This window comes from Mesorhizobium sp. USDA 4132 (assembly GCF_056279545.1).
In genome coordinates, this window is record NZ_JBWCCP010000001.1 from 369,905 (window position 1) to 393,643 (window position 23,739).

Annotated in this window: 26 protein-coding genes; 11 read left to right on the plus strand and 15 right to left on the minus strand. The window is 60.8% G+C overall.

The window, feature by feature from the left end; translation table 11 throughout:
- The first annotated feature begins 37 nt into the window (after window positions 1-37).
- Window positions 38-847 (plus strand): Ivy family c-type lysozyme inhibitor, encoded by an 810-nt coding sequence (locus ACZ9IU_RS01855; protein WP_157885209.1) that lies wholly within the window; start codon window positions 38-40, stop codon window positions 845-847.
- Between the two features lie 29 nt (window positions 848-876).
- Here the strand turns inward: ACZ9IU_RS01855 and ACZ9IU_RS01860 are convergent, their stop codons facing one another.
- The 3 genes from ACZ9IU_RS01860 to ACZ9IU_RS01870 are packed head-to-tail and all read right to left on the minus strand — an operon-like array spanning window position 877 to window position 2,616.
- The gene (locus tag ACZ9IU_RS01860) at window positions 877-1,764 is read right to left on the minus strand and encodes an MBL fold metallo-hydrolase (protein ID WP_038549963.1); all 888 of its coding nucleotides are present in this window, start codon (window positions 1,762-1,764) and stop codon (window positions 877-879) included.
- A gap of 8 nt (window positions 1,765-1,772) precedes the next feature.
- Window positions 1,773-2,246 (minus strand): Cys-tRNA(Pro) deacylase, encoded by a 474-nt coding sequence (ybaK, locus tag ACZ9IU_RS01865; RefSeq protein WP_038548349.1) that lies wholly within the window; start codon window positions 2,244-2,246, stop codon window positions 1,773-1,775.
- Window positions 2,247-2,262: 16 nt separating this feature from the next.
- Complete coding sequence (locus ACZ9IU_RS01870) at window positions 2,263-2,616, minus strand: ArsC family reductase (RefSeq protein WP_038548352.1); 354 nt, start codon at window positions 2,614-2,616, stop codon at window positions 2,263-2,265.
- A 173-nt stretch (window positions 2,617-2,789) separates the two neighbouring features.
- Here ACZ9IU_RS01870 and ACZ9IU_RS01875 point away from each other — a divergent pair, with 173 nt between their 5' ends.
- Window positions 2,790-2,954 carry a hypothetical protein gene (locus ACZ9IU_RS01875; protein WP_173426764.1) on the plus strand — a complete coding sequence of 55 codons (165 nt, stop codon included), beginning with the start codon at window positions 2,790-2,792 and terminating at the stop codon, window positions 2,952-2,954.
- A gap of 179 nt (window positions 2,955-3,133) precedes the next feature.
- Window positions 3,134-4,528 (plus strand): methyl-accepting chemotaxis protein, encoded by a 1,395-nt coding sequence (locus ACZ9IU_RS01880; protein WP_051899995.1) that lies wholly within the window; start codon window positions 3,134-3,136, stop codon window positions 4,526-4,528.
- Between the two features lie 20 nt (window positions 4,529-4,548).
- On the opposite strand, the gene ACZ9IU_RS01885 is transcribed toward ACZ9IU_RS01880, so the two are convergent.
- The 4 genes from ACZ9IU_RS01885 to ACZ9IU_RS01900 form a co-directional block, all read right to left on the minus strand.
- Window positions 4,549-5,031 carry a VOC family protein gene (locus ACZ9IU_RS01885; RefSeq protein ID WP_244447458.1) on the minus strand — a complete coding sequence of 161 codons (483 nt, stop codon included), beginning with the start codon at window positions 5,029-5,031 and terminating at the stop codon, window positions 4,549-4,551.
- Window positions 5,032-5,113: 82 nt separating this feature from the next.
- The gene (locus tag ACZ9IU_RS01890; RefSeq protein WP_157885210.1) at window positions 5,114-5,770 is read right to left on the minus strand and encodes a 2'-5' RNA ligase family protein; all 657 of its coding nucleotides are present in this window, start codon (window positions 5,768-5,770) and stop codon (window positions 5,114-5,116) included.
- Window positions 5,771-5,954: 184 nt separating this feature from the next.
- Entirely contained in the window at window positions 5,955-7,373 is a 1,419-nt protein-coding gene (locus ACZ9IU_RS01895; protein ID WP_080719255.1) for a nuclear transport factor 2 family protein, read from the minus strand.
- Between the two features lie 95 nt (window positions 7,374-7,468).
- On the minus strand, window positions 7,469-8,239 hold the full coding sequence (locus ACZ9IU_RS01900; RefSeq protein WP_244447459.1) for a helix-turn-helix domain-containing protein: 771 nt from the start codon (window positions 8,237-8,239) through the stop codon (window positions 7,469-7,471).
- 155 nt (window positions 8,240-8,394) lie between these two features.
- Here ACZ9IU_RS01900 and ACZ9IU_RS01905 point away from each other — a divergent pair, with 155 nt between their 5' ends.
- Window positions 8,395-8,952, plus strand: a complete 558-nt coding sequence (locus ACZ9IU_RS01905) for a methylated-DNA--[protein]-cysteine S-methyltransferase (RefSeq protein WP_038548359.1) — start codon at window positions 8,395-8,397, stop codon at window positions 8,950-8,952.
- A gap of 116 nt (window positions 8,953-9,068) precedes the next feature.
- Window positions 9,069-11,036: a phospholipase D-like domain-containing protein gene (locus ACZ9IU_RS01910; protein ID WP_038549970.1), complete on the plus strand. Its 1,968-nt coding sequence runs from the start codon at window positions 9,069-9,071 to the stop codon at window positions 11,034-11,036.
- A 47-nt stretch (window positions 11,037-11,083) separates the two neighbouring features.
- Here ACZ9IU_RS01910 and ACZ9IU_RS01915 read toward each other — a convergent pair whose 3' ends face one another.
- On the minus strand, window positions 11,084-11,674 hold the full coding sequence (locus tag ACZ9IU_RS01915; protein ID WP_038548362.1) for a YqaA family protein: 591 nt from the start codon (window positions 11,672-11,674) through the stop codon (window positions 11,084-11,086).
- A gap of 522 nt (window positions 11,675-12,196) precedes the next feature.
- Window positions 12,197-12,850 (minus strand): hydrolase, encoded by a 654-nt coding sequence (locus ACZ9IU_RS01920; RefSeq protein WP_038548365.1) that lies wholly within the window; start codon window positions 12,848-12,850, stop codon window positions 12,197-12,199.
- Between the two features lie 150 nt (window positions 12,851-13,000).
- Here ACZ9IU_RS01920 and ACZ9IU_RS01925 point away from each other — a divergent pair, with 150 nt between their 5' ends.
- Window positions 13,001-13,897, plus strand: a complete 897-nt coding sequence (locus ACZ9IU_RS01925) for a LysR family transcriptional regulator (RefSeq protein WP_038548368.1) — start codon at window positions 13,001-13,003, stop codon at window positions 13,895-13,897.
- A 49-nt stretch (window positions 13,898-13,946) separates the two neighbouring features.
- Here the strand turns inward: ACZ9IU_RS01925 and ACZ9IU_RS01930 are convergent, their stop codons facing one another.
- Window positions 13,947-14,558, minus strand: coding sequence for a TetR/AcrR family transcriptional regulator C-terminal domain-containing protein (locus ACZ9IU_RS01930; protein WP_038548372.1), 612 nt, complete (start codon window positions 14,556-14,558; stop codon window positions 13,947-13,949).
- Between the two features lie 68 nt (window positions 14,559-14,626).
- On the opposite strand from ACZ9IU_RS01930, the gene ACZ9IU_RS01935 reads away from it, so the two are divergent.
- Complete coding sequence (locus ACZ9IU_RS01935) at window positions 14,627-15,898, plus strand: FAD-dependent monooxygenase (protein WP_038548375.1); 1,272 nt, start codon at window positions 14,627-14,629, stop codon at window positions 15,896-15,898.
- A gap of 275 nt (window positions 15,899-16,173) precedes the next feature.
- Here ACZ9IU_RS01935 and ACZ9IU_RS01940 read toward each other — a convergent pair whose 3' ends face one another.
- The 3 genes from ACZ9IU_RS01940 to ACZ9IU_RS01950 are packed head-to-tail and all read right to left on the minus strand — an operon-like array spanning window position 16,174 to window position 17,697.
- Window positions 16,174-16,905 carry an SDR family oxidoreductase gene (locus ACZ9IU_RS01940; protein WP_038548377.1) on the minus strand — a complete coding sequence of 244 codons (732 nt, stop codon included), beginning with the start codon at window positions 16,903-16,905 and terminating at the stop codon, window positions 16,174-16,176.
- 54 nt (window positions 16,906-16,959) lie between these two features.
- Window positions 16,960-17,412 carry a VOC family protein gene (locus ACZ9IU_RS01945; protein WP_038549972.1) on the minus strand — a complete coding sequence of 151 codons (453 nt, stop codon included), beginning with the start codon at window positions 17,410-17,412 and terminating at the stop codon, window positions 16,960-16,962.
- A 42-nt stretch (window positions 17,413-17,454) separates the two neighbouring features.
- Window positions 17,455-17,697 (minus strand): hypothetical protein, encoded by a 243-nt coding sequence (locus ACZ9IU_RS01950; protein ID WP_038548380.1) that lies wholly within the window; start codon window positions 17,695-17,697, stop codon window positions 17,455-17,457.
- Between the two features lie 141 nt (window positions 17,698-17,838).
- Between ACZ9IU_RS01950 and ACZ9IU_RS01955 the strand changes: the two genes are divergently transcribed.
- Window positions 17,839-18,729, plus strand: a complete 891-nt coding sequence (locus tag ACZ9IU_RS01955; RefSeq protein WP_038549974.1) for a transcriptional regulator GcvA — start codon at window positions 17,839-17,841, stop codon at window positions 18,727-18,729.
- A gap of 7 nt (window positions 18,730-18,736) precedes the next feature.
- Here ACZ9IU_RS01955 and ACZ9IU_RS01960 read toward each other — a convergent pair whose 3' ends face one another.
- Window positions 18,737-19,651, minus strand: coding sequence for a LysR family transcriptional regulator (locus tag ACZ9IU_RS01960; protein WP_038548383.1), 915 nt, complete (start codon window positions 19,649-19,651; stop codon window positions 18,737-18,739).
- 274 nt (window positions 19,652-19,925) lie between these two features.
- Here ACZ9IU_RS01960 and ACZ9IU_RS01965 point away from each other — a divergent pair, with 274 nt between their 5' ends.
- Together ACZ9IU_RS01965 and ACZ9IU_RS01970 are read left to right on the plus strand one after the other, a co-directional pair.
- Entirely contained in the window at window positions 19,926-20,660 is a 735-nt protein-coding gene (locus ACZ9IU_RS01965) for an SDR family NAD(P)-dependent oxidoreductase (RefSeq protein ID WP_038548386.1), read from the plus strand.
- A gap of 190 nt (window positions 20,661-20,850) precedes the next feature.
- Complete coding sequence (locus tag ACZ9IU_RS01970) at window positions 20,851-21,453, plus strand: NADPH-dependent F420 reductase (protein ID WP_038548389.1); 603 nt, start codon at window positions 20,851-20,853, stop codon at window positions 21,451-21,453.
- Between the two features lie 134 nt (window positions 21,454-21,587).
- Here ACZ9IU_RS01970 and ACZ9IU_RS01975 read toward each other — a convergent pair whose 3' ends face one another.
- Window positions 21,588-22,199 (minus strand): TetR/AcrR family transcriptional regulator, encoded by a 612-nt coding sequence (locus tag ACZ9IU_RS01975; protein ID WP_038548393.1) that lies wholly within the window; start codon window positions 22,197-22,199, stop codon window positions 21,588-21,590.
- Window positions 22,200-22,296: 97 nt separating this feature from the next.
- Here ACZ9IU_RS01975 and ACZ9IU_RS01980 point away from each other — a divergent pair, with 97 nt between their 5' ends.
- The gene (locus tag ACZ9IU_RS01980) at window positions 22,297-23,724 is read left to right on the plus strand and encodes a coniferyl aldehyde dehydrogenase (RefSeq protein WP_038548396.1); all 1,428 of its coding nucleotides are present in this window, start codon (window positions 22,297-22,299) and stop codon (window positions 23,722-23,724) included.
- Window positions 23,725-23,739 lie beyond the last annotated feature (15 nt).

The following is a 23,739-nucleotide window of genomic DNA, read 5'->3' on the forward strand; positions in this document are numbered from 1 at the left end:
GGTTTGGGGCAAAATTGAAGCTCAGGGATCGATGTTCATGAAAACCGCCTTGTTATGCGCCGTTCTCTTCGGCGCCTCGGCCTCCGTCAGTCTCTCGGCAGATTTTGCAGCGACCATGTTCGACCATCAGGTGGCCATCACATCCGATGCCGATGAGGAGAAACTGACGATCGACGGCAGGCAGGTCCATTCCAATCGCTTCCTGCTGATCGACAATGTCGGTCTGGTCGCGGGCGTACCATTCGTCGTGGTGGTGAGTTCGGACGGCGGCAACGCATGCCCGGGTTCACCCCTGGTCGTCTCGTTTCCACCGGGCGGAGAGCTGCGCGTCGACGAGCCGATGGACGATTGCCGCGGTGCCGCTTCGATTGCGGCAGAGGGCGATCACCTTCTGCTTGCAACCGAAGCCATCCCCGGACAGCCGAGCCTGCGCTGGACCTGGACGCCCGGAAAAGGTTTCGCCGAGGCAGGCAAGGTCGCCTTCCAGCCGAATGCGACGATGGGGTGGGATGACATGAAGAAGGCGGAGCACCCTTCCGAACTTCTCGGCATTGGTCCGATCGCCGATACGGCAAACGCCATGCTTGGCGAGCATCGACAGGAATTCGAGAACTCCATCACCGGACCCGGCAGCGGAGCGTTCAAGAACGGTTTTTATATCGGTGAAGCCTGCATGCCGCATATGTGCACCGAGGTCGAGGCGCTGGTCGCCGCCGATATTTCGGCGAGAAAGCTTTATCTCGCCTGGAAGCCGATGGGAAAGAAGATCATCCTGCGTCCGGCGGTCCGCAGATGGCCGGCACCGGCGCTTGCCGCTCTCAAGCAATGGTCGGCGAAATGGCCGTGATGATTTGATCCGCCGGTTCATCCGGCCGGTCAGCGCTGCAGCGCCGCCTTGACCGCAGCAATGTTGCTGGCATGAACCTCCTCGTAGGGCGAGAAATAAAGCACGGCGCCCGAGGCGATCTCTTCTGCGACGAGCGACTTCAGCGAGGGATCGATATCCTTGCCGGCGGCGATGGCGCCCGCCATACGGCGCAGATAGGCGCGGTTGGCGTCGATCAGGTCCGGCCCATAACCGCCCGCCGCGATACGCTCCGCATCGCCATGCGCCGGCAGGATTTTTGCGATCGGCCAGGAGGCCATCCGCGCGAGTTCGCCGATATGCGTACCGATCTCGGCCGCTTCCGAAATATAGGTGACGGTGTCTTCCAGCGTGTCGCCGGCGAACAGAAGCCGTTCCTGCGGCAGCCAGATCACGTTGCCGTCGGCGCTGTGGATGGCGAAATGATGCAGCTCGATCCGACGGCGGCCAACCGTGAGACCGAATTGGCCATCGAACAGCGTCGTCGGCATGATGAGAGGTGAGATCGGTGGATTGGCGCTTTCGATCTTCTCGCGGTTTTCTTTCAGCTTCTCGGCCGTCAGCGTCAGCGCGATGATTTCGCAATCGGCAAAGATCGCGTTTCCAGCAATATGATCCTTGTGCCAGTGGCTGAGCACGACGCGGATCTTCCTGACGCCGAGCCCTTCCAGATGGGTGCGGATCGCTTTAGCGTGACTGAGCGAGATATGGGTGTCACAGACCAGCGCCTCGCCTTGATCGACGATCGCATAGGACGCGACGCCCAGCGAATAGGCGCCGTCGTCCAGCCAGTTTGCGCTTTTCGCATGCAGCCGTTTGCCGGGCACCCGGCCATCGTAATAGGCGAAGATGCCGGGATAGGGCTCGAGAATTCGAAGGGTCGAAGTCATTTCACTCATGATCACCATCATGCCACCAGCGGCGCTGCGACCGCCTTCAGTGCGTCGCGGGCCGCCTTCGGGTCGAGCCGCACCTGCAGTCCGCGCTGGCCGCCATTGATGAAGACATGCGGCTCGTCGAGCGCGGTGATCTCGATCGCGGTCGGCACGAGTTTCTTTTGACCGAAAGGGCTGATGCCGCCGACATGATAACCGGTCGCCCGTTCCGCATCGGCGGGCTTCATCATGTTCGCCGACTTACCGCCGAATGCCGCTGCAAGCTTCTTCATCGAGACTTCACGGTCCGACGGCACCACGACGCAGACCGCTTTGCCGTCCACTTCCGCCATCAGCGTCTTTAGGACACGGCGCGGCTCCTCGCCGATCGCCTCCGCCGCCTGCATCCCGATCCGGTCCGCATTCGGGTCGTAGTCATAGGTGACGGTGGCAAAGGCGATACCGGCCTTTTCGAGCATCTGGGTGGCGCGGGTTGTCTTGGACATGGCTCGAATCCTGGATTCAGATCTTGGAAAAGGCTTCTTCGTAAATCTCCGGCTTGAAGCCGACGATCAGCTTTCCCTCCGCTTCCAGCACCGGCCGTTTGATCATCGAAGGTTGGGCAAGCATCAGCGCGATCGCCTTCTCCCGATTGAGGTTTGCCTTGTCCGTTTCGTCGAGCTTCTTGAACGTGGTGCCGGCGCGGTTGAGCACGATTTCCCAGCCGGCACGGTCCGTCCAGGTATCGAGATGCGCCCGGTCGATCCCTTCAGCCTTGTAATCGTGAAAAGTGTACGTGACGCCCTTGCGGTCGAGCCAGTCGCGCGCTTTCTTCATCGTGTCGCAGTTCTTGATGCCGTAGATCGTGATTGCCATCGAAGCCTCTTCATTTGGGCTCGACCGATACCAAGCACAACCCTCGCCACGCAAGCCATCCGGCGTGGTTAACGGTTGTTATGTGACAGTTGCATGGCTCCTCTGTTTCGTTGTGCATTGCACAAAAACAGCACAGACATCATATCTTAGCAGAACGAAAAGGAGAGTTTCACATGTCCGTACAGAAGAAGACCCGTGGCAGCGCCATTGGCCGCGCCTTTGCAGTTATGAGCGCCGCAATCTCGGTTTCGGCTGCCGTTGAAAACCATCGCCGTCCGAGCAACGTCGACCTGACCACCCTCGGCATCGATCCGAAGGCTTTCGATCGTCTCGGCTAATCCGTCTTTCCCGCCTTATCCGGCCGGGAGGGGGTGTCGTATCTCAGCCTAAAGTATATGTCTTTGCGAGATACCCGCGGCAACTGTCCGTTAACCATAGATATCCTATATTCCCCTAATATTCGGGAGATGTGGATTTGGTCGGACAGGTTGTCAGGGAAGAAGTGCCGTCTGAGCCCATGGCTGTCGACGGCGAGGCGTTGAAGCGATCCGTCGCCAAGCTTGCAAACGAGGCTTCCGCGCTTGGCCTTCATCTGGTCGATATCGCCGGCGCCATCCAGGATACGGCGACGCAATCCTCGGAACATGCGAAATTGCTTGGTCGCTTGACCCAGTCCGCTCAATCGATCGCGGACGCCAATGGCCATGTTGCCCGTTCCCTCCAGGAATCCGACAAGCTGACGGCGAACGCTCGCAAGGTGCTCGGCGAGCAGGCTGAGCAGCTTTCCGGCTCGATCACGGCGATCGACCACATGGTGCATGCCTCGCAGGAAATCGGCGCCGAGATCAAGCTGTTTTCCACAGCGCTCGGAGACGTCGGACGTTTGGCGGACGCGATCGGCATGATTGCCCGGCAGACGAACCTCCTGGCATTGAATGCCGCGATCGAAGCGGCCCGTGCTGGCGAAGCCGGCAAGGGTTTTGCCGTTGTCGCCGCGGAAGTGCGGGCGCTTTCGCTCCAGACTTCCCAGACCACAAGTTCGATCCAGGTCACGCTCGATCAACTGAACAGCCGCATCGATCGGCTGGTGACGGCCGGCGAAGGCGCCAGCCAGTCGGCCGAGGGCGTCAAGACGACCGCGATGAAGGTCCAGGGCTCATTCAAGGGCGTCGAAGGCGTCATGACCCAGATCCTCGACAACGCGTCTTCGCTTGCCGGGACCACCGAGACCGTCGACCGGCAATGCGGCGAGTTCGCCTCTTCGATCGCTTCCGCCGCAAGCGCGATCCTGAAATCCAACGACCAGCTGCAGCAGACCTCTTCCCGCGTCGGCGAGGTGGTGACGATTTCCGAACGGATGATCCAGACGACGGCGAGCGTCGGCATCGAGACGCCGGACAGCCCCCATATCCGCGCCGTGATGGCCTATGCCGCCGAGGTTTCGTCCGTCTTCGAGGCGGCCGTCAAATCCGGCCGCATCGATCTTGGCGCCCTGTTCGATCGGCAATACGCGGCGATCCCCGGCAGCGATCCCGTGCAATACATGACGCGCTTTACGGAGTTCACCGACGCCGTCCTGCCGCCGATCCAGGAACAAGCAGCCGAAAGCGACCCGCAGGTGGCATTTTGTGCGGCCATCGACGAAAACGGCTATCTGCCGACCCATAATCGAAAATTTTCGCAGCGCCAGCGTCCCGGCGACGTGACCTGGAATACCGCCAACTGCCGCAACCGGCGCATCTTCAACGACCGTGTCGGCCTGGCGGCCGGTCGCAACAAGGAACCTTTCCTGCTGCAGACCTACCGTCGAGACATGGGCGGCGGCCAGTTCGTGCTGATGAAGGACATTTCCGCTCCGATCACCGTCAACGGGCGTCACTGGGGTGGGCTGCGCCTCGCGATCAAGGTCTGATATCGGCGGGTGGCGTTGCGTCACCCCGCGTAGGCAGCGTCCAGTTTGGCAATTTCGATCTTTTTCATCGAGAACATGGCCTGCATGACACGACTGGCGCGGGCGTTGTCGCTATCCGTCAGCATTGTCGCCATCCTGGCATAGTTGACCTGCCAGACGAGGCCGAAACGATCCGTCAGCCATCCGCAGGGCTGCTGCTGGCCACCTTCGACGAGCTTGCCGTAATAATGGTCGATCTCATCCTGCGTCTCGCAATGGACAAGGAAGGAAACCGCGCCGTTGAACTTCGCCAAAGGTCCGCCGTTGATCGCGGCAAAGCTCTGCCCTTCGAGTTCGAAGCCCATCGCCATCACCGAACCTTTCAAGCCAGGACCGGCGTCGCCAAAGCGCGAGACATCGGTGATCTTTGAATTGTCGAATATCGAGACATAGAAATTGACCGCTTCTTCGGCGTCGTTCTCGAACCAGAGATGGGGCACGATTTTATGTTTCTGGATGACCAATTGCTCTCTCCTGGTAATGGGTGACCGGCCACAGGACGCCCGCGCTCCCGTCGGCCCGACATGTTCACGAAATTCTTTTCCGTCAAATCGTCATGCGGAGCTGTTCTGGCCGCATCGGATAAGCAGGGGCATTCGGATCGAAACTCCATCTCCCGAATTCCTCGTGCCGGGTTTCGCCATAATGGCTGTAGACCAGCATGAATTCCCCGGCGATCCAGGCGTAGTTCCGCTCGATAGGCATGGGTTCAATTCGGCCGCAGCCATAGATCAGCGTCACATGCGGGGCGGCGTCCGCCATCCAGACATTCGGTAGGTTGTGTCGGGTGAGGGCATGACGCAGCATCTGCGCGAACTGGTTGACAATCGGATTACCCTTGGCGCGATACAGGGCGAGGTGACGCCTGTCTCCGAACAGGCCGCTGCTGTCGAGGGTGATCGGAATAGGCCTTGCCCGGATACCGGCCATGACCATCCTGGTTGCCTCGATAAGCGTCGCGGGCGGCTCATCGAACTCTTCCATGCAAAGCAGGCTCATATGAAGAAGATCGGCGGGATAGGCATCGCGAGTATTCTGGTTTGTCGCGTGAATCATGGCATCGCCATGCATGATGAGACCGAGGGGAGCGGAAGGCTTGAGCACGAACATCAGCTTGCTCTTCCGTCGTTCTGGCCGGTTGGGTAGCTGCCAGCTCTCGCCAAAGGGGAACGAGAGCTGGCTAGCGTGCTTGCGCAAGCTCATCTTGCTACCGTCATAGTAATGCGACCTCATGCCGTTGAATGATTTTTAGCGAGACTCCTTGGATGAGTAAAGAACAAATGCGGAACAATTGCAATCATGGTTAACTTGCGAGCCGCTCCGGCATCGGTTTTAGCGGATAAGCCTGCCAGAAAAGCTGTCGGCCGCCGCCTGGTCCTCCTCAAGTTCAGCGGGTTTTCGGCGCGCGTTCGGCGGCGCGCTGGGTGAGCGCCCTGTCGCCGGTCTCGTCCGTCGCAATCATGGTCAGGGCGGAAATTTTCCAGCTGCCGTTAACCTTGGCGAGCTCGTAGCGGTAACTGCCGATCAGCACCCAGAGATCAGTTCCGATGCGATGGGTCGCCTGGAAATCGGCCTCGGCGGTCGCCTTCTCGCCTTGTAAGCCCGTGATCGTATGATTGGTCACGAGATGCCGCGTCTCGTCGAAACCCGGCAGGAAACCGGACCATTGCCGGATCACCTCATCGGCCGGTTGGGCAATCGGCTTGCCGCCCCAAAGGCTCGTATAGTCAAGCGTCACCTCGTCGGCGAAGGCGCGACGTACCCGATCCCATTGATGCCGGTCGGCGCCGGCGGCGATATCGGTGATCGTGTCGATGATCGCCGCACGGTCCTCGGGATCGATCTGCCGAGACGCGTTGGCGCGGGTGAAATGCGCTGCCGCGGCGTCCGCCGCAATCGTCACCGGTTCCGACCGGTCGTAGAAGTCGAACTGACTGATACCGTCGAGCCAGAGTTCCGATTTCTCGCCCGGCAGCAGCGCGTAAAACGCATGCGCACCCTGCGGCACGGCAGCTCCCTCCGAATGAACGATCAAGGTCGGCTTGTCGAGCTTTGCCCCGAGAGAAACGGAATCGTAGGTCAGCCACGGCTCCCAGGAGGCGAGGTTGAAGCGGTTGTCATATTGCGGGATAAGGCCGCGATTGGCCTCCGTGTAATAGGGGACCTGATACATGAGCGAGGCCTTGTCGGTCGTGCTGGCGGCGGTGACGATCCTTGGTTCACCCCGGCGCTCGGAGGCCACCGCCTCGCGTGACGTGTCGATCAGCCTAGAAACGCCGTCCGGCCCGCCATAGACCTGCTCGACGATCTCTCGGTTGTGCAGCCATGGTGCGACCAATGCGATGGCGGCGAAATTGCCATTGCCCGTCGCCGCCGCTGCCATGTATCCGGCCGACGCGCAGATGCCGAGCCCGTTGATGTTGGCCGCATCCACTTCCGGCAATGTCGCCATGAATTCGGCCGCGGCAGCGATGTCGCCGGTCTTTTCGGCCGGATCCTCCTTGAAGCGGATTTCACCGCCCGACTGTCCCCAGCCGCGATGATCGAAGGCGAGTGCGGCAAAACCGCGGTCCGCCATTTCGCGGGCGTAGCGGCCGGCCATCTGCTCCTTGATGGAGGTCCAGGCGCCGCTAACCACCACGCCTGGACGTTTCTCGCCGGCTCTGTAGTCCGGTGGCAGATAGAGCGTGCCGGCGAGCGCCGCGCCCTGGTTCTCGAAGGAAACGCTGCGGGTCTGGATATCCTCCGCGAGGGCAGCGGAGGTCATCATCGCGACGCAGAAGGTTGAAAAAGCAGCGGCTTTCATGGCGTTCTCCCATCTTGGTTAGAATGACGGGAATTTGGTGGTTACGCAGAAGCGGCACAGGCGCAGATCTTGGCGTTCGTTATGCGATTATTGCTTCAATCGGCCCTGAAGGCAGCGGGCGTCCTGCCCGTGTGGCGACGGAAATGCTGGCCGAACCGCGAGACATCCTCATAACCGACCCGGGCCGCAACGGAGGCGACCGGCAGCCGCGTGGTCTTCAGGAACAGTTTTGCCAACTCCATCCGCTCACGGATGACGTATTGAAGTGGCGATTTGCCGAGCGCCCTGGTAAATGCCCGCGCAAAGTGAAAACGGCTCATCGCCGCTTCGGCTGCCATGTCTTCCAGTGACAGGTTGGTCGAAAGGTTTTCGTGGATGTAGGCAAGCGCGCGGTGCAGCCGCTTGTCGTCGATGCCGACAAGCTTCGGCCGGGCAGGTGCCAGGATCTGGGCGAGGTGCGCCGCGAGCGCCAATTGCATCGTTTCACCGTAGAGCGCCGACGCATGGCCGGCAATCGACACTGTTTGGTGTGCAAGCTGCGCCAGCAGCGGGTCGAAAGTGCCGATAACCGGCCTGAAATCCGAATGACGTTCGAAGCCCACATCGGCGAGCAGGTTTTCGGGCACCTCAAGTCTCAGGAAAGACAGCGCCTCGTCATATTCGCAAATACCCGCCGCACCCGCCGGCAGGATCCAGCCTTCGCCGGCTTTCAGAGGCACATGCTGCCGTTTGTCAGAGCCGACGGCGATCCGGTGGCGGTCCTGATCGACGAGAAAAAGCCCGAGCGCCAGGCGCGATATCGCAAAGCGTCCGCCGCCGGGAGGCGTATGCAGCCTCTCCGCCGTCAGGCGCGCTTTTCCAGCCAATGCTTGCGATCCGCTCATGGGGGAAAATTTAAGGAGCGGCCAGGGAACTTCAACTGACAGTTCTGCGAGAACTTCGTCCTTTCAGGCAAGAAACGGGTTGAATCCGTGGACCTAAGGCACGATTTTAAGGTCAATCGCAATGCGGAGGTTTCCTCATGACAATGCATCAGTACCTGATTTTTGAAACTGCCGGCGGCTTCTGCGGCATCGCCTGGAATGATGTCGGCATCACTCGGTTCCAGCTCCCGACCAAAAGCGCGGATTCGACCGAAAAGCTGCTGCGGCGCCGGCTGCCGGAGGCCGAGCCGGGCACGCCTCCGCCCGAAGTGCTCGAAGCTGTCGACGCCGTGAAGCGTTATTTTTCCGGCGAGGAAGTCGATTTCTCGAAGGTCAGGCTGGATCTCGATGGTCAGGACGACTTCTTCAAGCAGATCTATGCCGCCGCCCGCCGGATCGGCTGGGGGCATACGACGACCTATGGCGCGATCGCCAGGGAACTCGGCGCCGGTCCCGAGGCCGCTCGCGACGTCGGCCAGGCAATGGCCAAAAACCCGGTGGCGCTGATCATCCCATGCCACCGCGTGCTTGCCGCCGGCGGCAAGATCGGCGGTTTCTCGGCTCCTGGCGGCTCGACTTCGAAATCCCGCATGCTGGAGCTCGAGGGTGTACACCTGACACCGCCGGAACCGGCGCAGCAATCGATGGGGTTCTGAAACATCCTTTCCCGACTATCTATCAGGGCGGGTATAAAAACGACGCATGGATTTGCGATTGTAATATTCCTGCGAATTTGATCTGCTAGGAAATGGTCAGAAGGTAGGGGATGGCCATGTCCAGGATCGTCAAGGCGAATGCGTGGTGCAACAACGAAGTCGGCTATCTGGCTTGGCGGACTGACGGGATCATCAAGGATTGTCTCGGGTTCATGATAACCCGGATCCACTTCGATCTTGCCGGCAATGAGGCTGCAAGGCGTGTCCTGCCTGCATGGGTCGCTTTCGACACGCAGTCCAATCCGAAGGGCGAGGAGCAGGATACCAGCGTCTGGCCCATCCAGAAATTTTCCTGGCGCGATCTTACGCTTCGCCGCAGCCGCAACGAGACGGTGCTGCGGGAAGGGGAATTCAAGGTCCGCTACGAGGTCGTACCGGTAGGCTTGGCCGGTCCAGGGCGCTCGCCGGTGCCGCCTTCGGCGACTGCGCCCTTTCTCGACGATGCCGGAAAGCCCCGCTACAAAGGCGACCCGATCCCCCTCTTTTTCTGCGGGGAGCCCGTTTTGACCGATGAACTGCTGGTGACCGGCCGCTTTGGCAAGGCCACGGTGGCGTTCAACAACGGCATCCTGTCGACCCAGAATCTGAGGAAGCAATTGAAGACCCCCGATGGCAAGACGCCATCGAAGAGCGAGGTTCTCAGACGCATCGCCGACAGACGCGATCCCTTGCGATGGTTCCTGGGCGGCGATGCGCTGAAGACGGTCAAAGGTTTCTTCGATCTCGCGGAAAAGCTGGACGCGGATATCTATCTGGCGCTCTACGAACTTCACGACGAGGAACTGATCGACCTCATCGACATCCATCATGCCCGTATCCACCTGATCCTTTCGACTGCCGGCAAGTCGGAAGACGGCAAGACCTGGGATACGACCAACGAGGCTGCACGCGCCAGATTGCGGGCCAAGCTTGGTGACCGTCTGCAGAACCGGATGTTCAACAACAGCAAACATATCGGCCACAACAAGTTCGGCGTGCTGGTCTCCAAGACGGGCGAGCCCATTACCGTGCTGACCGGCAGCACCAACTGGACGTCGACCGGTCTTTGCGGCCAGACGAACAATGCGGTGATGATCGAGGACATGAAGCTCGCCGAGGTCTATCTCGGTTATTGGCAGCGCCTTCTGGCCGACGTGATTCCGGAGCCGGCTCCGCTGAGCAAGCCGAACAATGTCGATCAGGGGCCCCAGCTGCGTGCGGATGGAGCGACTCCGCATCCTCTCGATATTGCTTCGGTGGCCCCGTCGGCGAAGGCGATAGCATGGTTCTCGCCCAACATGTCCAAGGTCAGCGTTCCGCGCCAGAATCCGGCAACACCTCCGGACATGCAGGAGGTCTTCGACCTGATGCGGGGCGCCAAGCAGGCCTTGCTGTTCTTGAGCTTCTATCCGGCCCAGCAAGGCCGCAACAGCATCATCGGCGAGGCGGTCAAGATCGCCGCCGAAAAACCCGACCTGCTCGTGCTGGGAGCCATCAGCGCGCCACAGGCGATGCCCAATTACGAAATTCCGATCCGGGAAGACGATGCCGACGAGGAAGACGGGGCTACCAAGGCGCCGGCGCCTTCCATCTATCAATTGAAGGGTGCACCCCGCGTGATGATGGTGAGGGCGAGCGCCATCCGCGACCTGATCGGGGATTTCCAGCGCGAATTGCTGACGGCGGGGACTGCGATCATACACGACAAGGTCGTGGTGATCGATCCGCTGTCGCAGACCGATTGTGTCGTGATCACCGGCAGTCACAATCTCGGTTTCAAGGCGTCCTATGCCAATGACGAGAACATGCTGATCATCAAGGGCGCGCCGCGGCTCGCGGCCGCCTATGCGGTGCATGTCCTCGACGTCCAGGACCATTACCGTTACCGGGCCGTCCTCGAGGAGCAGCGCAGAAAGGCGCTGCTGACCGGTGCAACTCCACCGAAAGCCTCGACCGGGCATGGTTTTCTCCACACCGACGACGGCTGGCAAGCGCCTTATTTCGATGGACGCAAGGGCGACGAGCTACGCTATTTTGCCCGCTGACGCGTGATCCCGGAGCCCCCGGGGCAAAGGCAAGAAACGTGAATGCCTCAATGCGTCAGGAATTTGTAAGCGACATAAGCGACGATCAGCACCGCCGCGACCGCCATTGCGATCAGGCCCAGCCGCTTCTCGATGAAATGGCGAATGTCCTCGCCGTAACGGCGCAGCAGCCAGGCGAGCAGGAAAAAGCGGGCGCCGCGGGTGACGATCGCCGAGACGACGAACAGGCCGAGATTGATATGTGCCACCCCGGACAGGATCGTCACCACCTTGATCGGCGGCAGATGCGCGAAGCCCGACGTCACCAGCATCAGCACCACGGCTTCATACGTGATGCCGGCCTTGAGCTTGTTGAAGGTGTCGAGCTTGCCCCAGAACTGAAGGATCGGTTCGGCAAGCGCATCGAAGGCGAAATAACCGATGCCCCAGCCGGCAATGCCGCCGAGCACGGAAAAAACCGTGGCGATCAGTGCATAGCGCCAGGCGCGCTCCGGCCGGGCAAGCGCCATCGGCAGGAACAGCACGTCGGCCGGCACCAGGAAGACGGAGCTTTCGACGAAGGCGATGATAGCAAGCCATACCGCCGCGGATTTGCGGGCGCTGAGCGCCATCGTCCAGTTATAGAGGCTGCGAAGCATAAATCAGGCGTCCTGTACGTTTTGGTAACCGGCAGCGTGTGCCGCCTTTATGAATTTGCGAACGAAGGTAACAAATTTCTCGCACCTTCCGCGACCATCAGGCCGGGCTCGTCATAGACGTCCTTCGACAGTGCAGCAACAAGCGCCTTCAGCGCCTCGCGACCTCGGGGAATGTTGGGATTGTGTTGAATCTAATCCGTCACGGAGAGGAACTCCACTGCCGACGCATCATGACGTTGGAATAGCGAGGTCATCGCCTTGATCACGAGCGCCTTGTTGCGCTGGGGACGATCATCGGAGACGCGATCCGGTGGCCGAGTGACCGCAAACGGTCCAGGCGATGGATAGCCGGGCTGAGCCGGCTGCAGTCGCGGGTAGGGCTGGAGGAATGGTCGTTGATCATGCCGGCCGCCCTGCATTCAGGCATGGGCGGCCATCTTGTGAAGCGGGGATGACGCAACTCGATATGCAGCCAGCGTGTTGGCACCGGATCGCTCAAGTCTTTCGTCACCCCCGCTCAGATCATCCTGCGTTGCTCGGCACCGGCGTATTGAGCAGCTGCTGCTCCCAGAGATATGCGATGCCGCTGCCGCTCATGTGCGAGATGAGCACTTCAGTCAGCTCTTCGACATGCTCGGTGCGAGCCCAGTCGCGCTGCCATTCGCCAGCCAGAGCCATCCAGGTCATCATGTTGACGCCGGCCGCAATCATCCGCTGTATGGCGACTTGGTGAGACTCGGTTGAACTTCCGCCCGATGCGTCGGTAACTACGGTCACGTCCCAGCCTTCGCCGGCTGCCTGAATCGCGGGCATCGCTACGCAAACTTCGGTCCATAGGCCTGCGATGATCAATTGCTTGCGGCCGGTCGCCTTGACCAGGTCCACCACTTTCTCGTCCTCCCAGGTATTCACCCAGGTCCGGTCGATCACTTCCTGCCCTGGGAAGACGTCGGTGATTTGCTTGAAAAGCTTGCCACCGCGATCCGCGATCACGCTGGTGAGGATCGTCGGAACATTGAAAGCCCTTGCCAGCTTTGCCAGCGCGGTCACATTGTTGACGACAGCCTGCGGGTCGTGGCTGTTCAGATTGGTGAGCTGGTAGGGCTGGTGGTCGATCAGAACGAGTACTGAATCTTCGGGACGAAGAAGCGAAGCAAGGCCATTACGAAAGGTCATTGTTACATCCTTTGCTGCCGTGTGAGCGGCATTGGTTTTTCAGAGACATGTGCCAGGGGCACGTTGCCCGCAAGGACTATTGCCGTTCCTATCCAAGTTGCGGTAGTCCCCTTTGGCGGTAAGCTGTGTCGCGAAATAAGGAACGCTGATTTGGACATTGAAGAGCTACAGACCTTCGTAGAAGTTGCTGATGCTGGAGGCGTTTCCGCGGCTGCGCTCCGGCTCGGCGTCTCCAAGTCGATCGTCAGTCGTCGGCTAATCCGGCTTGAAGCGGAACTTGGCGTCCAGTTGCTTGCACGAACGACCCGGGGCGCCGCTCTCACGGAAGCCGGCGCCACTTTCCGAGACTATGCAGCCAGAGTTTGCGCCGAGATCGACGTTGCCAAGGAAACAATCCTGCCCGCCGGTGACCTTCGCGGCCGCTTGCGAGTTGCCGTGCCGCTTTCCTTCGGACCGACCCACTTCGCTCCCATCCTTGCGGAAATGGCGCGACGCCACCCCCGGCTCCAAATCCACACCTGCTACAGTGATCGCTTCGTCGATCTCATCACGGAGGGATACGATTGCGCGATACGAGTTGGCTATCTCCAGGACTCCAACCTGGTCGCAAGGCGCGTCGGACCGATCTATGGGAAGCTCGTCGCGAGCCCGGACTATATCAAGGCGCATGGGGCGCCCGAAACGCCGGAGGAACTCGTCGCTCACGAGGCCCTCATGCAGGGCACCGAAGCCTGGCAACTCATGGATGGCGACAAGATCATCACGGTTCGTCCGCAAGGTCGCTTCAAGGCCGACAACGGCATAGCTCTCGTTGCCGCCGCGACAGCGGGACTCGGCATCGCTTACCTGCCCGATTACCTTACTCATGAATATATAGCTTCCGGTGCGCTCATGCCGGTCATGACGCGTCATCCACCACCCCCGGCCGGTGCATATGTCATCCGCCCGCCAGGTCAGCATCCCGCACGGAAGATACGGGTCCTCACCGAATTGCTGATTGAGTATTGCGAACCGGCTCCGCACCTCGCAGGACCTGCCCCTGTCTGAGTGGCGCCGCGGGCCGATCATCTCGCTCACAAGAAAGCGACGCGCTGAATCAGGTCCGCATCTGACGGTCGATGGTCGCCCTCGTTGATCGGCGCTCCACTCGTGCGGCGAGGCCATCAAGAATCAGCTTCAGCCCTTCTTCGAAAGCGGCTTCGTGATCTATCTGCGGAACCCCGATCAAATCGTCCGCAGTTGCGCCGAGACTGGCCTCGGCCTGTTCCTCGAGCACGCTTCCGACGGTGAAGCGGCTGGACGCGAGCATCGCCATCTGAGCGTCCCGCTCGGGCAAACCGGACGCGACCAGGAAGGCCATCTTGTGCGCGATCCGATCGATGTCCGCCACACCGGGGCGGCTGCCCGCGTGGAGCTTTGCGCCATCGCGGCGCATCAGCAGTGTTCGCCGGAAACTGCGCGTGTTGTCGAGGAACCAATCACGCCAATCGTCGGCTGGCCTTGGAAGCGTAGCGGTCGCGTGGGGCGCCATCGCAGTCTCGGCCATGGCGGCGAGCAGTTCCTCCTTCTTGCGAAAATGCCAGTACAGCGACGGTTGTTCGACGCCGAGCCGCTTCGCGAGTTGTCTCGTGCTGATGCCCTCAAGACCAACCTCATCGAGCAGATCGAGCGCTTCGGCAATTACGGTTTCACGAGTTAGCTTAGCCATCTTGACAATCTATCGCCGATAGGGAATTTCGTAAATCAGCCTATCACTGATAGATTCGAGTTGCGCACATGAAAATTGAAACTGAAAATCGCTCCCTCAAGATTCTTGTCTGCGGTGGAGGGATTGCGGGTCCGGCCTTGGCCTATTGGCTCACCCGAAGCGGCCATCAAGTCGTCATCGTCGAGCGGTTCTCAAACCTCAGGGCCACGGGTGCGCAGGTGGACCTGCGCGGTCAAGGCATCGAGGCCGCCAAGCGCATGGGGCTTATCGGCGCCATCCGGAGCAATCTTGTCGATGAGGCTGGCGTCTCGTTCGTCGACTCCCAGGGTCATGCCAAGGCGACGATCCTGGCCAACACATCCGGTCGCGGCGCGCAATCGCTCACGTCCGAATACGAGATCATGCGCGGCGATGTCGTGCGCATTCTCCATGACGTGACCAGGGATGACGTAGAATACGTCTTCGGCAAGACCGTGGAGCGGTTCGAGCAGGGCGACGAGAAAGTTCTAGCTCACTTCTCCGACGGCACCTCTGACACCTTCGATCTGCTGGTCGGAGCGGATGGTCAGGGATCGCGCATTCGCAAGGGTATCCTGCCGCCGGATGCAGCCGACCCTTACCTGCGAATGGGCATCCACATGGCCTATTGGTTCATCCCACGCACACCGGCCGACGACGGCAACATCCGCAATACATACCTCGCTCCTGGCGGCCGGATGATCATGCGGCGGAGCCATAATCCGACGGAAACGCAAGTCTACTTCGTGCTCAGGGAAAGCTCCGAAGAAGCATCGGCCATTCACAGGGCGCCGTTGGATCAGCAAAAGCAATTCTGGATAGAGCGGTTCCGGGACGCCGGCTGGCAGACCGATCGATTCATCCAGGGCATGATGACGACGCCCAATTTCTACTCTCAGGAAGTGGTGCAGGTCCGCACAGACACCTGGTGCAAGGGTCGCGTGGTTCTCGTTGGCGATGCCGCGCATTGTGCATCCCCGTTCAGCGGCATGGGCGTATCCGGCAGCCTGGTCGGAGCTTATGTCTTGGCGGGTGAGATCAATCGCAATACGGGAGATCTCGCGCGAGCCTTTGCGCTCTACGACAAAACGCTACGGCCCTTCGTCAACGAAATCCAGAACGTAAACCCATCGCTCCTGCGCCTGGGGATGCCCAAGACGCGATTTGGGATAAACGTCTTTCTTTCCGTGACGGCCTTGGCCGCACTGTTCCGCATCCCGGACCTGGTCGCCAGATTTTCGCCGGAAGACAGGGACGGCAGCTGGCTTCTGCCCGAATATACGGAGCTGCATCCGGCCCATCAAACTGCGCTACCGGGTTAGGTGAGAACTCAGGATGCAGGCCGTGATTGCGCCACACCGGAAGGAGTTTCCTTTCGAAGATCGATCGCCTCCGGGCCCAGCGGTCGTGCCGCCTAAGCCAGTCGATATAGTCAGGAACGGCCTGCTCGACGTCGAATATCGGCTTGAAGCCCCTGTCTTTCTGAAGCCGAGCAATGCCGAGAGAGTGGTCCGGGCAGCGATCGGGATTCCGGCCAGCCGGACGTGCGATGTCTGCGCCGGTAATGGCTTTGCTGATGGCTCCTCCGCGGAAGCGATCAGATTAGGCTCTGGCCGCCGTCGATATGCAGCGTTTGGCCCGTCGTGAACTCGCTCTCCATGGCGTAGACATAGGCCAGCGCCACATCGGCTGGTTTCGCGATCCGTCCGACCGGGAGCCGCGTCGCCATGCTCTCGAAAAGGCTGGATTTATTCTCGCCGGCCAGTTCGGTGAACATGGGTGTATCGACCCAGCCCGGCGACACCACGTTGACCCTTGTCGGCGCCAGTTCCAGCGACAGCGCATGCGCGAAATAGCTGAACGACCCGGCGATGGCTGCCACGACCGATCCGCCGGGAACCGGCGGCTTGTCCTTGTTGATGCCCGACGTGAAGGTCATCGATCCACCCTTCTTCAAGGTGCGGACTGCGTACTTGGCCACCAGGACCGCGCCCACCAGCTTGTTGTCGATGAAGCCGCGAACGACATTCAAGTCGGTGTCCCCGATGGGGTAGCCGGGCGGGGGCGTTCCTGCCGTCGAGACAAGATGATCGAGGCCGCCGATTCCTGCGAACAGGCGAGCGATCTCTGCCTCCTGGGTCATGTCGGCTGCGAAAGTGCTGATTTTGCCGGCTGCTGCAAGCGCCCGTTCGGCTGCTTGCAGCTTCTCCTGCGACCGGCCAACGATCACCACATCGGCGCCTTTGTCCAAAGCCGCAGTCGCAACGCCGAGACCGATGCCGGAGCTGCCGCCGATGACGAGAATTCTCTTGCCCATAAGCGTCGCCATGGGTTCCTCCATATCTGAAGTGGTGCTGTGAAGTCGGGCGCGACGAGGGCGTCGCTAACCCTGGTAGGCGCGTTCGAGATCCGCGATGATGATCTTCTTCATCCTGTACATGGCCTGCATCACCCGCTCCGCCTTGTCCTTATCCGCGTCGGCGATCATCTTCAGCAGGATGGCGGGTGTGACTTGCCAGTAAACGCCGAACTTGTCCGTCAGCCATCCGCAGGGCTGCTCCTTGCCGCCGTCGGCGATCAGAGCATTCCAGTAGTAGTCGGTTTCTTCCTGATCGCCTGTTTCGACGAGAAACGAGAACGCCTCGTTATACGGCACGCGCGAGTTGGCATTCAGCGCGGCGATCTGCAGGCCGCCGAGCTCGAACCGCACCACCGACAGTTCCGGGTTGGGCAGTTCGGTGCGTGCAAGGAGCCTGGAGTCCTTGAACACGGATCGATAGAATTCCATGGCCTCTTCTGCCTGGCCATTGAACCAGAGATGGGGGTAGATGTTCATGATCATTGTCCCTCGATGATGGCTGGCGAAGCGGTCGGCGGGCTATGGCTGCCGCAGGACGACGGTTCCGTCCCAGTCGCGCTCGAAGCCGATGTCTTCAAGGCTGTGATCCGAAAAGCGGCCGAGACGCCGCATGTCGATTCGATGCCGGATCACCAGAACCTGGCGCGTGGCCAGATCGCGGGCCGCACCGATCAAAGCGGCGATCGCATTGATTGGCCGATGCCCGCGTTCGCTTGCTGCCGATCCATGAAAAATATCAAGCGATGCGTGAGTAACACTCATGGTCTTAATCCTCTTCAGTGGCGTTTCTCAGCTTGGTCGCCGTCGCCTTTGCGTTGTTGACAAGAAGGAGTTTGCTTCTTTCCCTGCTGGACGACAAACGACTAATAGTGCATGATTTGTGATCAGCGCTCACAGGTCATCATGCCAAGAAAGCTCCCCCCGTTGACCGCTCTGCCCGCCTTCGAGGCGGCGGCTCGCCATCTGAGTTTCACCAAGGCCGCGGAGGAACTCTTCGTGACCCACGGCGCCATCAGCCGGGCGATCAAGAACCTGGAACAGCAACTCGACGTAACGCTGTTCGATCGGGGGACGCGTTCGGTCCGGCTGACGGCGATCGGAGAGCCCTATGCGCGCGCGGTGCGCGAAGCGCTCGATCAACTGGCAGCGGCCACGAGCATTGCGACGACGCGCCGCTCCGACACGACATTGACTGTGAGCACGTCGGGCGGCTTTGCGGGCAAATGGCTCGTGCCGCGCCTCTATCGCTTTCATCGGGCACACAGCGAGATCGACGTGCGTGTCTCGACAACAGGCACGCTGACCAATTTTTCAGGCGATGGGATCGATATCGCCATTCGTTATGGCGGAGGCGACTATTCAGGACTGACGAGCGAATTCCTGGCCGGCGAAGATGTGTCGCCGGTTTGCAGTCCACGACTCATGGCCGGCAAGCACCCGTTGCGGACACCCGAGGATCTCAAATATCACACCCTTATTCGCGACGGCTATCCGATCGATTGGGCGGCCTGGCTTGAGAGCGCAGGCGTGACGGGCCTAGACCCAAACGGGGGGCTGACCTTCGATTCCTACACCTTCGCGATTGAGGCGGCGGTTCAGGGCGAAGGCGTCGCGCTTGGCCGGACGATGCTTGTGGAAGGCGACCTCGCAGCGGGGCGGCTGGTCCGCCCGTTCGAACATGCGTTGAAGGCCCAATCCAGTTTTTATCTTGTTTACCCTCCCGATGCGATCCGGCAGCGCAAGGTGAAGGCGTTTCGGGACTGGCTTTTTTCCGAGATGGGTGAAGACGGATAGCCTGTAACTAGTCCGGCCCGCATCGTTCTCGATCCGTCGCGGCTTGCCCCGCCAAAAGCGGAGCGTACGCTGCGAGCCTGCGGGATACGAACTCCGTGAAGAGCCGCACGCGCTTCGTCTTGCGTGTCTCCCCGTGTGTGAGAAGCCAGAGCGTTCCGTACATGTGCAGGTCGGTGCCCGGCACCCTCACCAGGTGGGGATCGGCATCTCCGACGAAACATGGCAGCGTCGTGATCCCGAGCCCTTGCCGCACAGCAGCGATCTGCGCCTCGGCGTCCGTGACCCTGAAGGGAACCCCCGTGGTGCGAACCTCACCCGCGCTGGCCCAATCCGGAATTCCATGAATGCTTATGACGATCCACCGGATGGGATCAGGTGCGCCCGCACCCCATGCGGCTAGCCGATCGCGGGACATGTAGACGCCGCCAAACAGATCCGGTCCCTTCAGGCCGTGAAGATTGACCGGCAGGGTTTTGCGGTCGTAGACGACGCGGATCGCCACGTCGGCCTCTCGGTTGGTCAGATTTGCGAGCTCGCCGGACGACAAGATGTCCATCTCGATGTCCGGATGCAGACGCGCGAAATCGGCGAAGTCCGGCATCAGCAGGTGTGTCGCGAGGGTCGGGGCCAGCGTCACCCGCAGAAGCCCGCGCACGCTCTGGTCGCGCCCGAAGACGCGCGTCTCCAGCTGGTGCGACGACGCTTCCATCTGGTTGGCGAGTTCGAGGACTTCTTCGCCCGCAGCCGTCAGGCGGTAGCCGGAGGGCAACTTTTCGAACATCTGCGCCCCGAGGCGTTCCTCGAGCTGTGCGATGCGTCGCAGCACGGTCGAGTGATACACCCCGAGGTCCTCGGCGGCAGCCCGCACCGAGCCTCCGCGCGCCACGGCAAGAAAGTAGCGAATGTCATCCCAGTCGATCATGGTGCAATCCCGCACCGCGCGGTGCGCCTTCCCAAGCCCGTATCCAACGCGTCGTACAGCAGCACGGGCGGTCATCATAGCTTATGTGGGCATGTGCGGTCTGATTTCAAACGGCGGACACCGATGGTTGCGGTTGGCGTCATTCGTCCTGCCGGAGCGATTTTGCACCACCGATGTGCGCGCTTCCGCACTCAACGCCTGACTCCGTCGGACCTATCTGGAGGTTCTCGGGGCATCCCCGAACGACCAAAGGCAGAGCCTAGAAGGAGAAGTCATGGGAAAGCTTGAAGGTAAGATTGCAGTCATCACCGGTGGATCGAGCGGCATGGCGCTGGCAAGCGCCAAGCGGTTCGTTGAAGAAGGCGCCTATGTTTTCATCACGGGCCGGAGACAGGAAGCGCTGGACGAGGCCGTCAAGCTGATCGGCCGGAACGTGACCGGCGTGCGCGGCGACGTGTCCAATCTCGACGACCTCGACCGCCTGTTCGATACAGTCAAACGGGAAAAGGGCAAGATCGACGTCCTGTACGCGAGCGCTGGCACGGGCGAAGCTGTCCCCCTGGGCGAGATTACCGAGCAGCATTTCGATGCGACCTTCAACCTGAATACGCGGGGCACGCTGTTTACGGTTCAGAAGGCGCTGCCGCTGTTCAACGATGGCGGATCGATCTTCATGACCGGGTCAGTTGCTTCGCTGAAGGGTTTTCCTGGCTACAGCGTGTATGCGGCGAGCAAGGCGGCGCTGCACGCCTTCGCACGCGGGTGGCTCAACGAACTCAAGGGCAGGAATATCCGGGTGAACGTGCTGCACCCGGGGCCGATCGCCACGCCGATGCAGGACCAGGTTCTCACCGCCGAGGCGAAGCAAATGTTCGAATCCTTGATCCCACGGGGAACGATGGGTCGTCCTGAGGAAATTGCGGCGGCCGCGCTGTTCCTTGCTTCAGACGATTCGAGCTTCGTGAATGGGTTGGAGTTGTCAGTCGACGGCGGCTTCTCGGCCATCTGATTTCGCACCGGATCGCGGGAGGCGGCTGATCGGCGGGAACTAGCGTGTCCATGGTGAAATGACTTCCGCGTTGAACGGTCGGTCCGGCCGCTAGGAAGTCGTTCACGACGGGACGTCTACGCAAAGGTCGGCGCACGGCAACCCGGCGTCGTTGAGGGCGGGGAATCAATATCAACGCAGGAGAAACATTATGAGCTACGCAATTATAGGATTCGGTGCCGTAGGCCAGGCTCTCGCCCGTGCCTTCGCTCGTAGAAATATCGAGGTGGCCGTCGCGAGCCGCCGTCCGCCCGAGGCGTTTGCGCCGCAGGCTCGGGCGATTGGCTCCACGGTCGTCGCCAAGCCGCTGCGGGATGCAGTCGAGGCCGACACAATCATCCTGGCGGTCCCGTTCGGGGAGCATCGCGAGGTTGCGAAAGTCCTGCCGAGCTGGGAAGGCAAGACAATCATCGACGCGACGAATGCGTTTGGAGTTCCCCCTGAAGAGCTGGACGGCCTCCCGTCCTCCGCCTTCGTCGCGAAGTCGTTCACCGGCGCCAGGTTCGTGAAAGGTTTCAATCACCTGATTGCGGCCACCCTGGCTGCCGATCCGATCGTCGAGGGCGGGCACCGGGTCGTCTTTCTGTCGAGCGACGACGAGGGCGCGATCGCTCCCGTGGCGGATTTGGCCAAACAGCTCGGGTTCGCACCCGTCAAGCTCGGAAAGCTCAACGAGGGTGGCGCGCTGGTGCACGCACGCGGCCGCACTTGGGGCCAGCTCATATTCCAGGATTTGTTCAAGAAGGAGCAGTAATCGATCTGCGGCCGTGTGATCGGCGCCGAACACTGGTCGCGCGCTAACGTCTTTGGGCAGCGCGCGGCCGAATATTTGAAGGCCGCACAAGGTTGGGTGGCCTGACGGCCCGTGGGCGCCGTTCGCAGCCAGTGTCATGTTGCCGGGTTTGCCAGCCCTTCCACCAGCGTGTCCAGGGCCGCATCCAAGGGGGCCGATCCGACCTTCTCGGACACCAGTAGCCCATCGATCGCAAGCATGGTGATGCCGTGGATGAGCCCCCACCAAGCTGCTGCCTGACCTTCTATCGGTCGCTTGCGAATGCTTCCTTCGGCCTGGCCACGCCGAAGGATTTCGAGCGCCACATCGAAGACCGCAAGCGACCGCTCATTGAGATGTACCCCTTCGGCTTTCTCCTCCCCTGCGCTGAACATCAGGCGGTAGAGAGCCGGGTTGTCCGTTCCGAACGCGACGTAGGCACGAGATATTGGGGCAATTTCGTCGTGCAGAGTTTTGGGCGCTTCAGACTTCGTTGCCGATAGGGTCTCGCGCAGCCGGTCGAAGCCGATCATGGCGAGTTCTGCAAGCAGCGCCGCTTTGTCCGGAAAGTGCTTATAGGGTGCTGCGTGGCTGACGCCAGCCCGGCGCGCTACTTCCCGCAGCGTGAACTGCCAGCCCTTCTCCTCGGCAAGCATGTCCAACGCTGTCTCGATTACCGCGCGACGGAGATCACCGTGGTGATAAGGGCGGTTGGGAGCGTCTTGCATGATGCCTCAAAGTTTCTTGTGGTTACATTGTTGACAGTGGTTACTTAAACGCCTACGTCAAGAGCGAAAGTTTCTCCTGTCTACATTGGAGTGGACCATGAACGCAACCGTAAATACCGCCGACGCCGATCGGCTAGGCAGTCTCCTCGCGGCTCAGCGCGCTGCCTTCCTGCATGAGGGCGCACCGTCGCTGGCGCAGCGACGCGCTGATCTGACTAGGTTCAGGGCCGCGATCATCGGGCACCGCAAAGTGATCGAAGAGGCCATCAATGCCGATTTCGGGCATCGCTCGAAGTATGAAACGGCGATCATGGAGGTGGGAGGGGTCGCCGACGGCACCAAGTATATGATCCGCAACCTTGCCAAATTCATGGCGCCGACCCGCCGCCACGTTGCTCTGCACATGCGAATGGGCAAGGCCCGCATCGAATACCAGCCGCTTGGCGTCGTCGGCGTGATGTCGCCGTGGAACTATCCGGTAAACCTCGCGCTGATGCCGGTCGCAATTGCTATCGCCGCCGGAAACCGGGTGATGCTGAAGCCCTCGGAGTTCACGCCCGTCACCAATACGCTGCTCGCAAAAATGCTCGGCGAGGTATTCGCCGAAGATCAGTTCGCGATCGTCACTGGCGATGCCGCCGTGGGGGCTGCCTTCACGACTTTGCCGTTCGACCACTTGGTCTTTACCGGGAGCACTGCTGTAGGGCGATCGGTGATGAAAGCCGCAAGCGACAACCTCGTTCCGGTCACCCTCGAACTCGGAGGCAAGTCGCCGAGCATCGTTGCCAAGGGACACGCCCTCGACCAGGCGGCGGCGTCAATTGCCTACGGAAAGCTGCTCAGCGCCGGACAAACCTGCATCGCCCCGGACTACGCACTGGTCCACGAAAGCGAGGTTGACGCATTCGTCAAGGCATATGACCGGAAGGTGGCTTCCTTCTATGCGGATGGTCCGACGAGTGAACATTACACCTCGATCATCAACGAGCGGCACTATGCCCGGCTCCAGGGCTTGATCGACGACGCCCGCTCCAAAGGAGCGCAGATCATCGAGGTCGGCAATCGGCCCGGTGAAGCATCCCTTCGCCTCAACACGCTGGCGCCAACCGTGGTGCTTGGCGTCACAGATGACATGCGCATCGCTCATGAGGAAATCTTCGGCCCGATCCTGCCGATCTTTCCCTACCGCGACGTCGAAGAAGCGATCGCATACGTGAACGCCCGGCCTCGGCCGCTTGCGCTTTACTACTTCGGTGCGGATGACGAAGATCGACGCAAGGTGCTGAGCCGAACGACCTCCGGCAACGTCACCGTGAACGGCACGATCATGCACATCGCCCAGGATGACCTGCCTTTCGGCGGCGTCGGGACCAGCGGGATGGGCGCATATCATGGCATCGAAGGCTTCCGTACCCTCAGCCATGCCAAGGGGATCTACGAGCAGGGGCGTTGGAACCTCTCCAACCTTATTCGCGCGCCCTTCAGACAGCCGATCGATACCATCCTCAACGTGATGCTCCGGTGACCAGCATGCCGTCAT

What these genes read in the sequence shown, in the direction of transcription:
- ACZ9IU_RS01950 (WP_038548380.1), bottom strand. Translation starts at nt 17,697, where the DNA reads ATGAGTGTTACTCACGCATCGCTTGATATTTTTCATGGATCGGCAGCA.
- ACZ9IU_RS01930 (WP_038548372.1), bottom strand. Translation starts at nt 14,558, where the DNA reads ATGGCTAAGCTAACTCGTGAAACCGTAATTGCCGAAGCGCTCGATCTG.
- ACZ9IU_RS01890 (WP_157885210.1), bottom strand. Translation starts at nt 5,770, where the DNA reads ATGAGCTTGCGCAAGCACGCTAGCCAGCTCTCGTTCCCCTTTGGCGAG.
- ACZ9IU_RS01860 (WP_038549963.1), bottom strand. Translation starts at nt 1,764, where the DNA reads ATGAGTGAAATGACTTCGACCCTTCGAATTCTCGAGCCCTATCCCGGC.
- ACZ9IU_RS01975 (WP_038548393.1), bottom strand. Translation starts at nt 22,199, where the DNA reads ATGCAAGACGCTCCCAACCGCCCTTATCACCACGGTGATCTCCGTCGC.
- ACZ9IU_RS01910 (WP_038549970.1), top strand. Translation starts at nt 9,069, where the DNA reads ATGTCCAGGATCGTCAAGGCGAATGCGTGGTGCAACAACGAAGTCGGC.
- ACZ9IU_RS01905 (WP_038548359.1), top strand. Translation starts at nt 8,395, where the DNA reads ATGACAATGCATCAGTACCTGATTTTTGAAACTGCCGGCGGCTTCTGC.
- ybaK (WP_038548349.1), bottom strand. Translation starts at nt 2,246, where the DNA reads ATGTCCAAGACAACCCGCGCCACCCAGATGCTCGAAAAGGCCGGTATC.
- ACZ9IU_RS01915 (WP_038548362.1), bottom strand. Translation starts at nt 11,674, where the DNA reads ATGCTTCGCAGCCTCTATAACTGGACGATGGCGCTCAGCGCCCGCAAA.
- ACZ9IU_RS01980 (WP_038548396.1), top strand. Translation starts at nt 22,297, where the DNA reads ATGAACGCAACCGTAAATACCGCCGACGCCGATCGGCTAGGCAGTCTC.
- ACZ9IU_RS01880 (WP_051899995.1), top strand. Translation starts at nt 3,134, where the DNA reads ATGGCTGTCGACGGCGAGGCGTTGAAGCGATCCGTCGCCAAGCTTGCA.
- ACZ9IU_RS01920 (WP_038548365.1), bottom strand. Translation starts at nt 12,850, where the DNA reads ATGACCTTTCGTAATGGCCTTGCTTCGCTTCTTCGTCCCGAAGATTCA.
- ACZ9IU_RS01965 (WP_038548386.1), top strand. Translation starts at nt 19,926, where the DNA reads ATGGGAAAGCTTGAAGGTAAGATTGCAGTCATCACCGGTGGATCGAGC.
- ACZ9IU_RS01870 (WP_038548352.1), bottom strand. Translation starts at nt 2,616, where the DNA reads ATGGCAATCACGATCTACGGCATCAAGAACTGCGACACGATGAAGAAA.
- ACZ9IU_RS01970 (WP_038548389.1), top strand. Translation starts at nt 20,851, where the DNA reads ATGAGCTACGCAATTATAGGATTCGGTGCCGTAGGCCAGGCTCTCGCC.
- ACZ9IU_RS01940 (WP_038548377.1), bottom strand. Translation starts at nt 16,905, where the DNA reads ATGGCGACGCTTATGGGCAAGAGAATTCTCGTCATCGGCGGCAGCTCC.
- ACZ9IU_RS01875 (WP_173426764.1), top strand. Translation starts at nt 2,790, where the DNA reads ATGTCCGTACAGAAGAAGACCCGTGGCAGCGCCATTGGCCGCGCCTTT.
- ACZ9IU_RS01955 (WP_038549974.1), top strand. Translation starts at nt 17,839, where the DNA reads ATGCCAAGAAAGCTCCCCCCGTTGACCGCTCTGCCCGCCTTCGAGGCG.
- ACZ9IU_RS01935 (WP_038548375.1), top strand. Translation starts at nt 14,627, where the DNA reads ATGAAAATTGAAACTGAAAATCGCTCCCTCAAGATTCTTGTCTGCGGT.
- ACZ9IU_RS01855 (WP_157885209.1), top strand. Translation starts at nt 38, where the DNA reads ATGAAAACCGCCTTGTTATGCGCCGTTCTCTTCGGCGCCTCGGCCTCC.
- ACZ9IU_RS01960 (WP_038548383.1), bottom strand. Translation starts at nt 19,651, where the DNA reads ATGATCGACTGGGATGACATTCGCTACTTTCTTGCCGTGGCGCGCGGA.
- ACZ9IU_RS01945 (WP_038549972.1), bottom strand. Translation starts at nt 17,412, where the DNA reads ATGAACATCTACCCCCATCTCTGGTTCAATGGCCAGGCAGAAGAGGCC.
- ACZ9IU_RS01895 (WP_080719255.1), bottom strand. Translation starts at nt 7,373, where the DNA reads ATGAAAGCCGCTGCTTTTTCAACCTTCTGCGTCGCGATGATGACCTCC.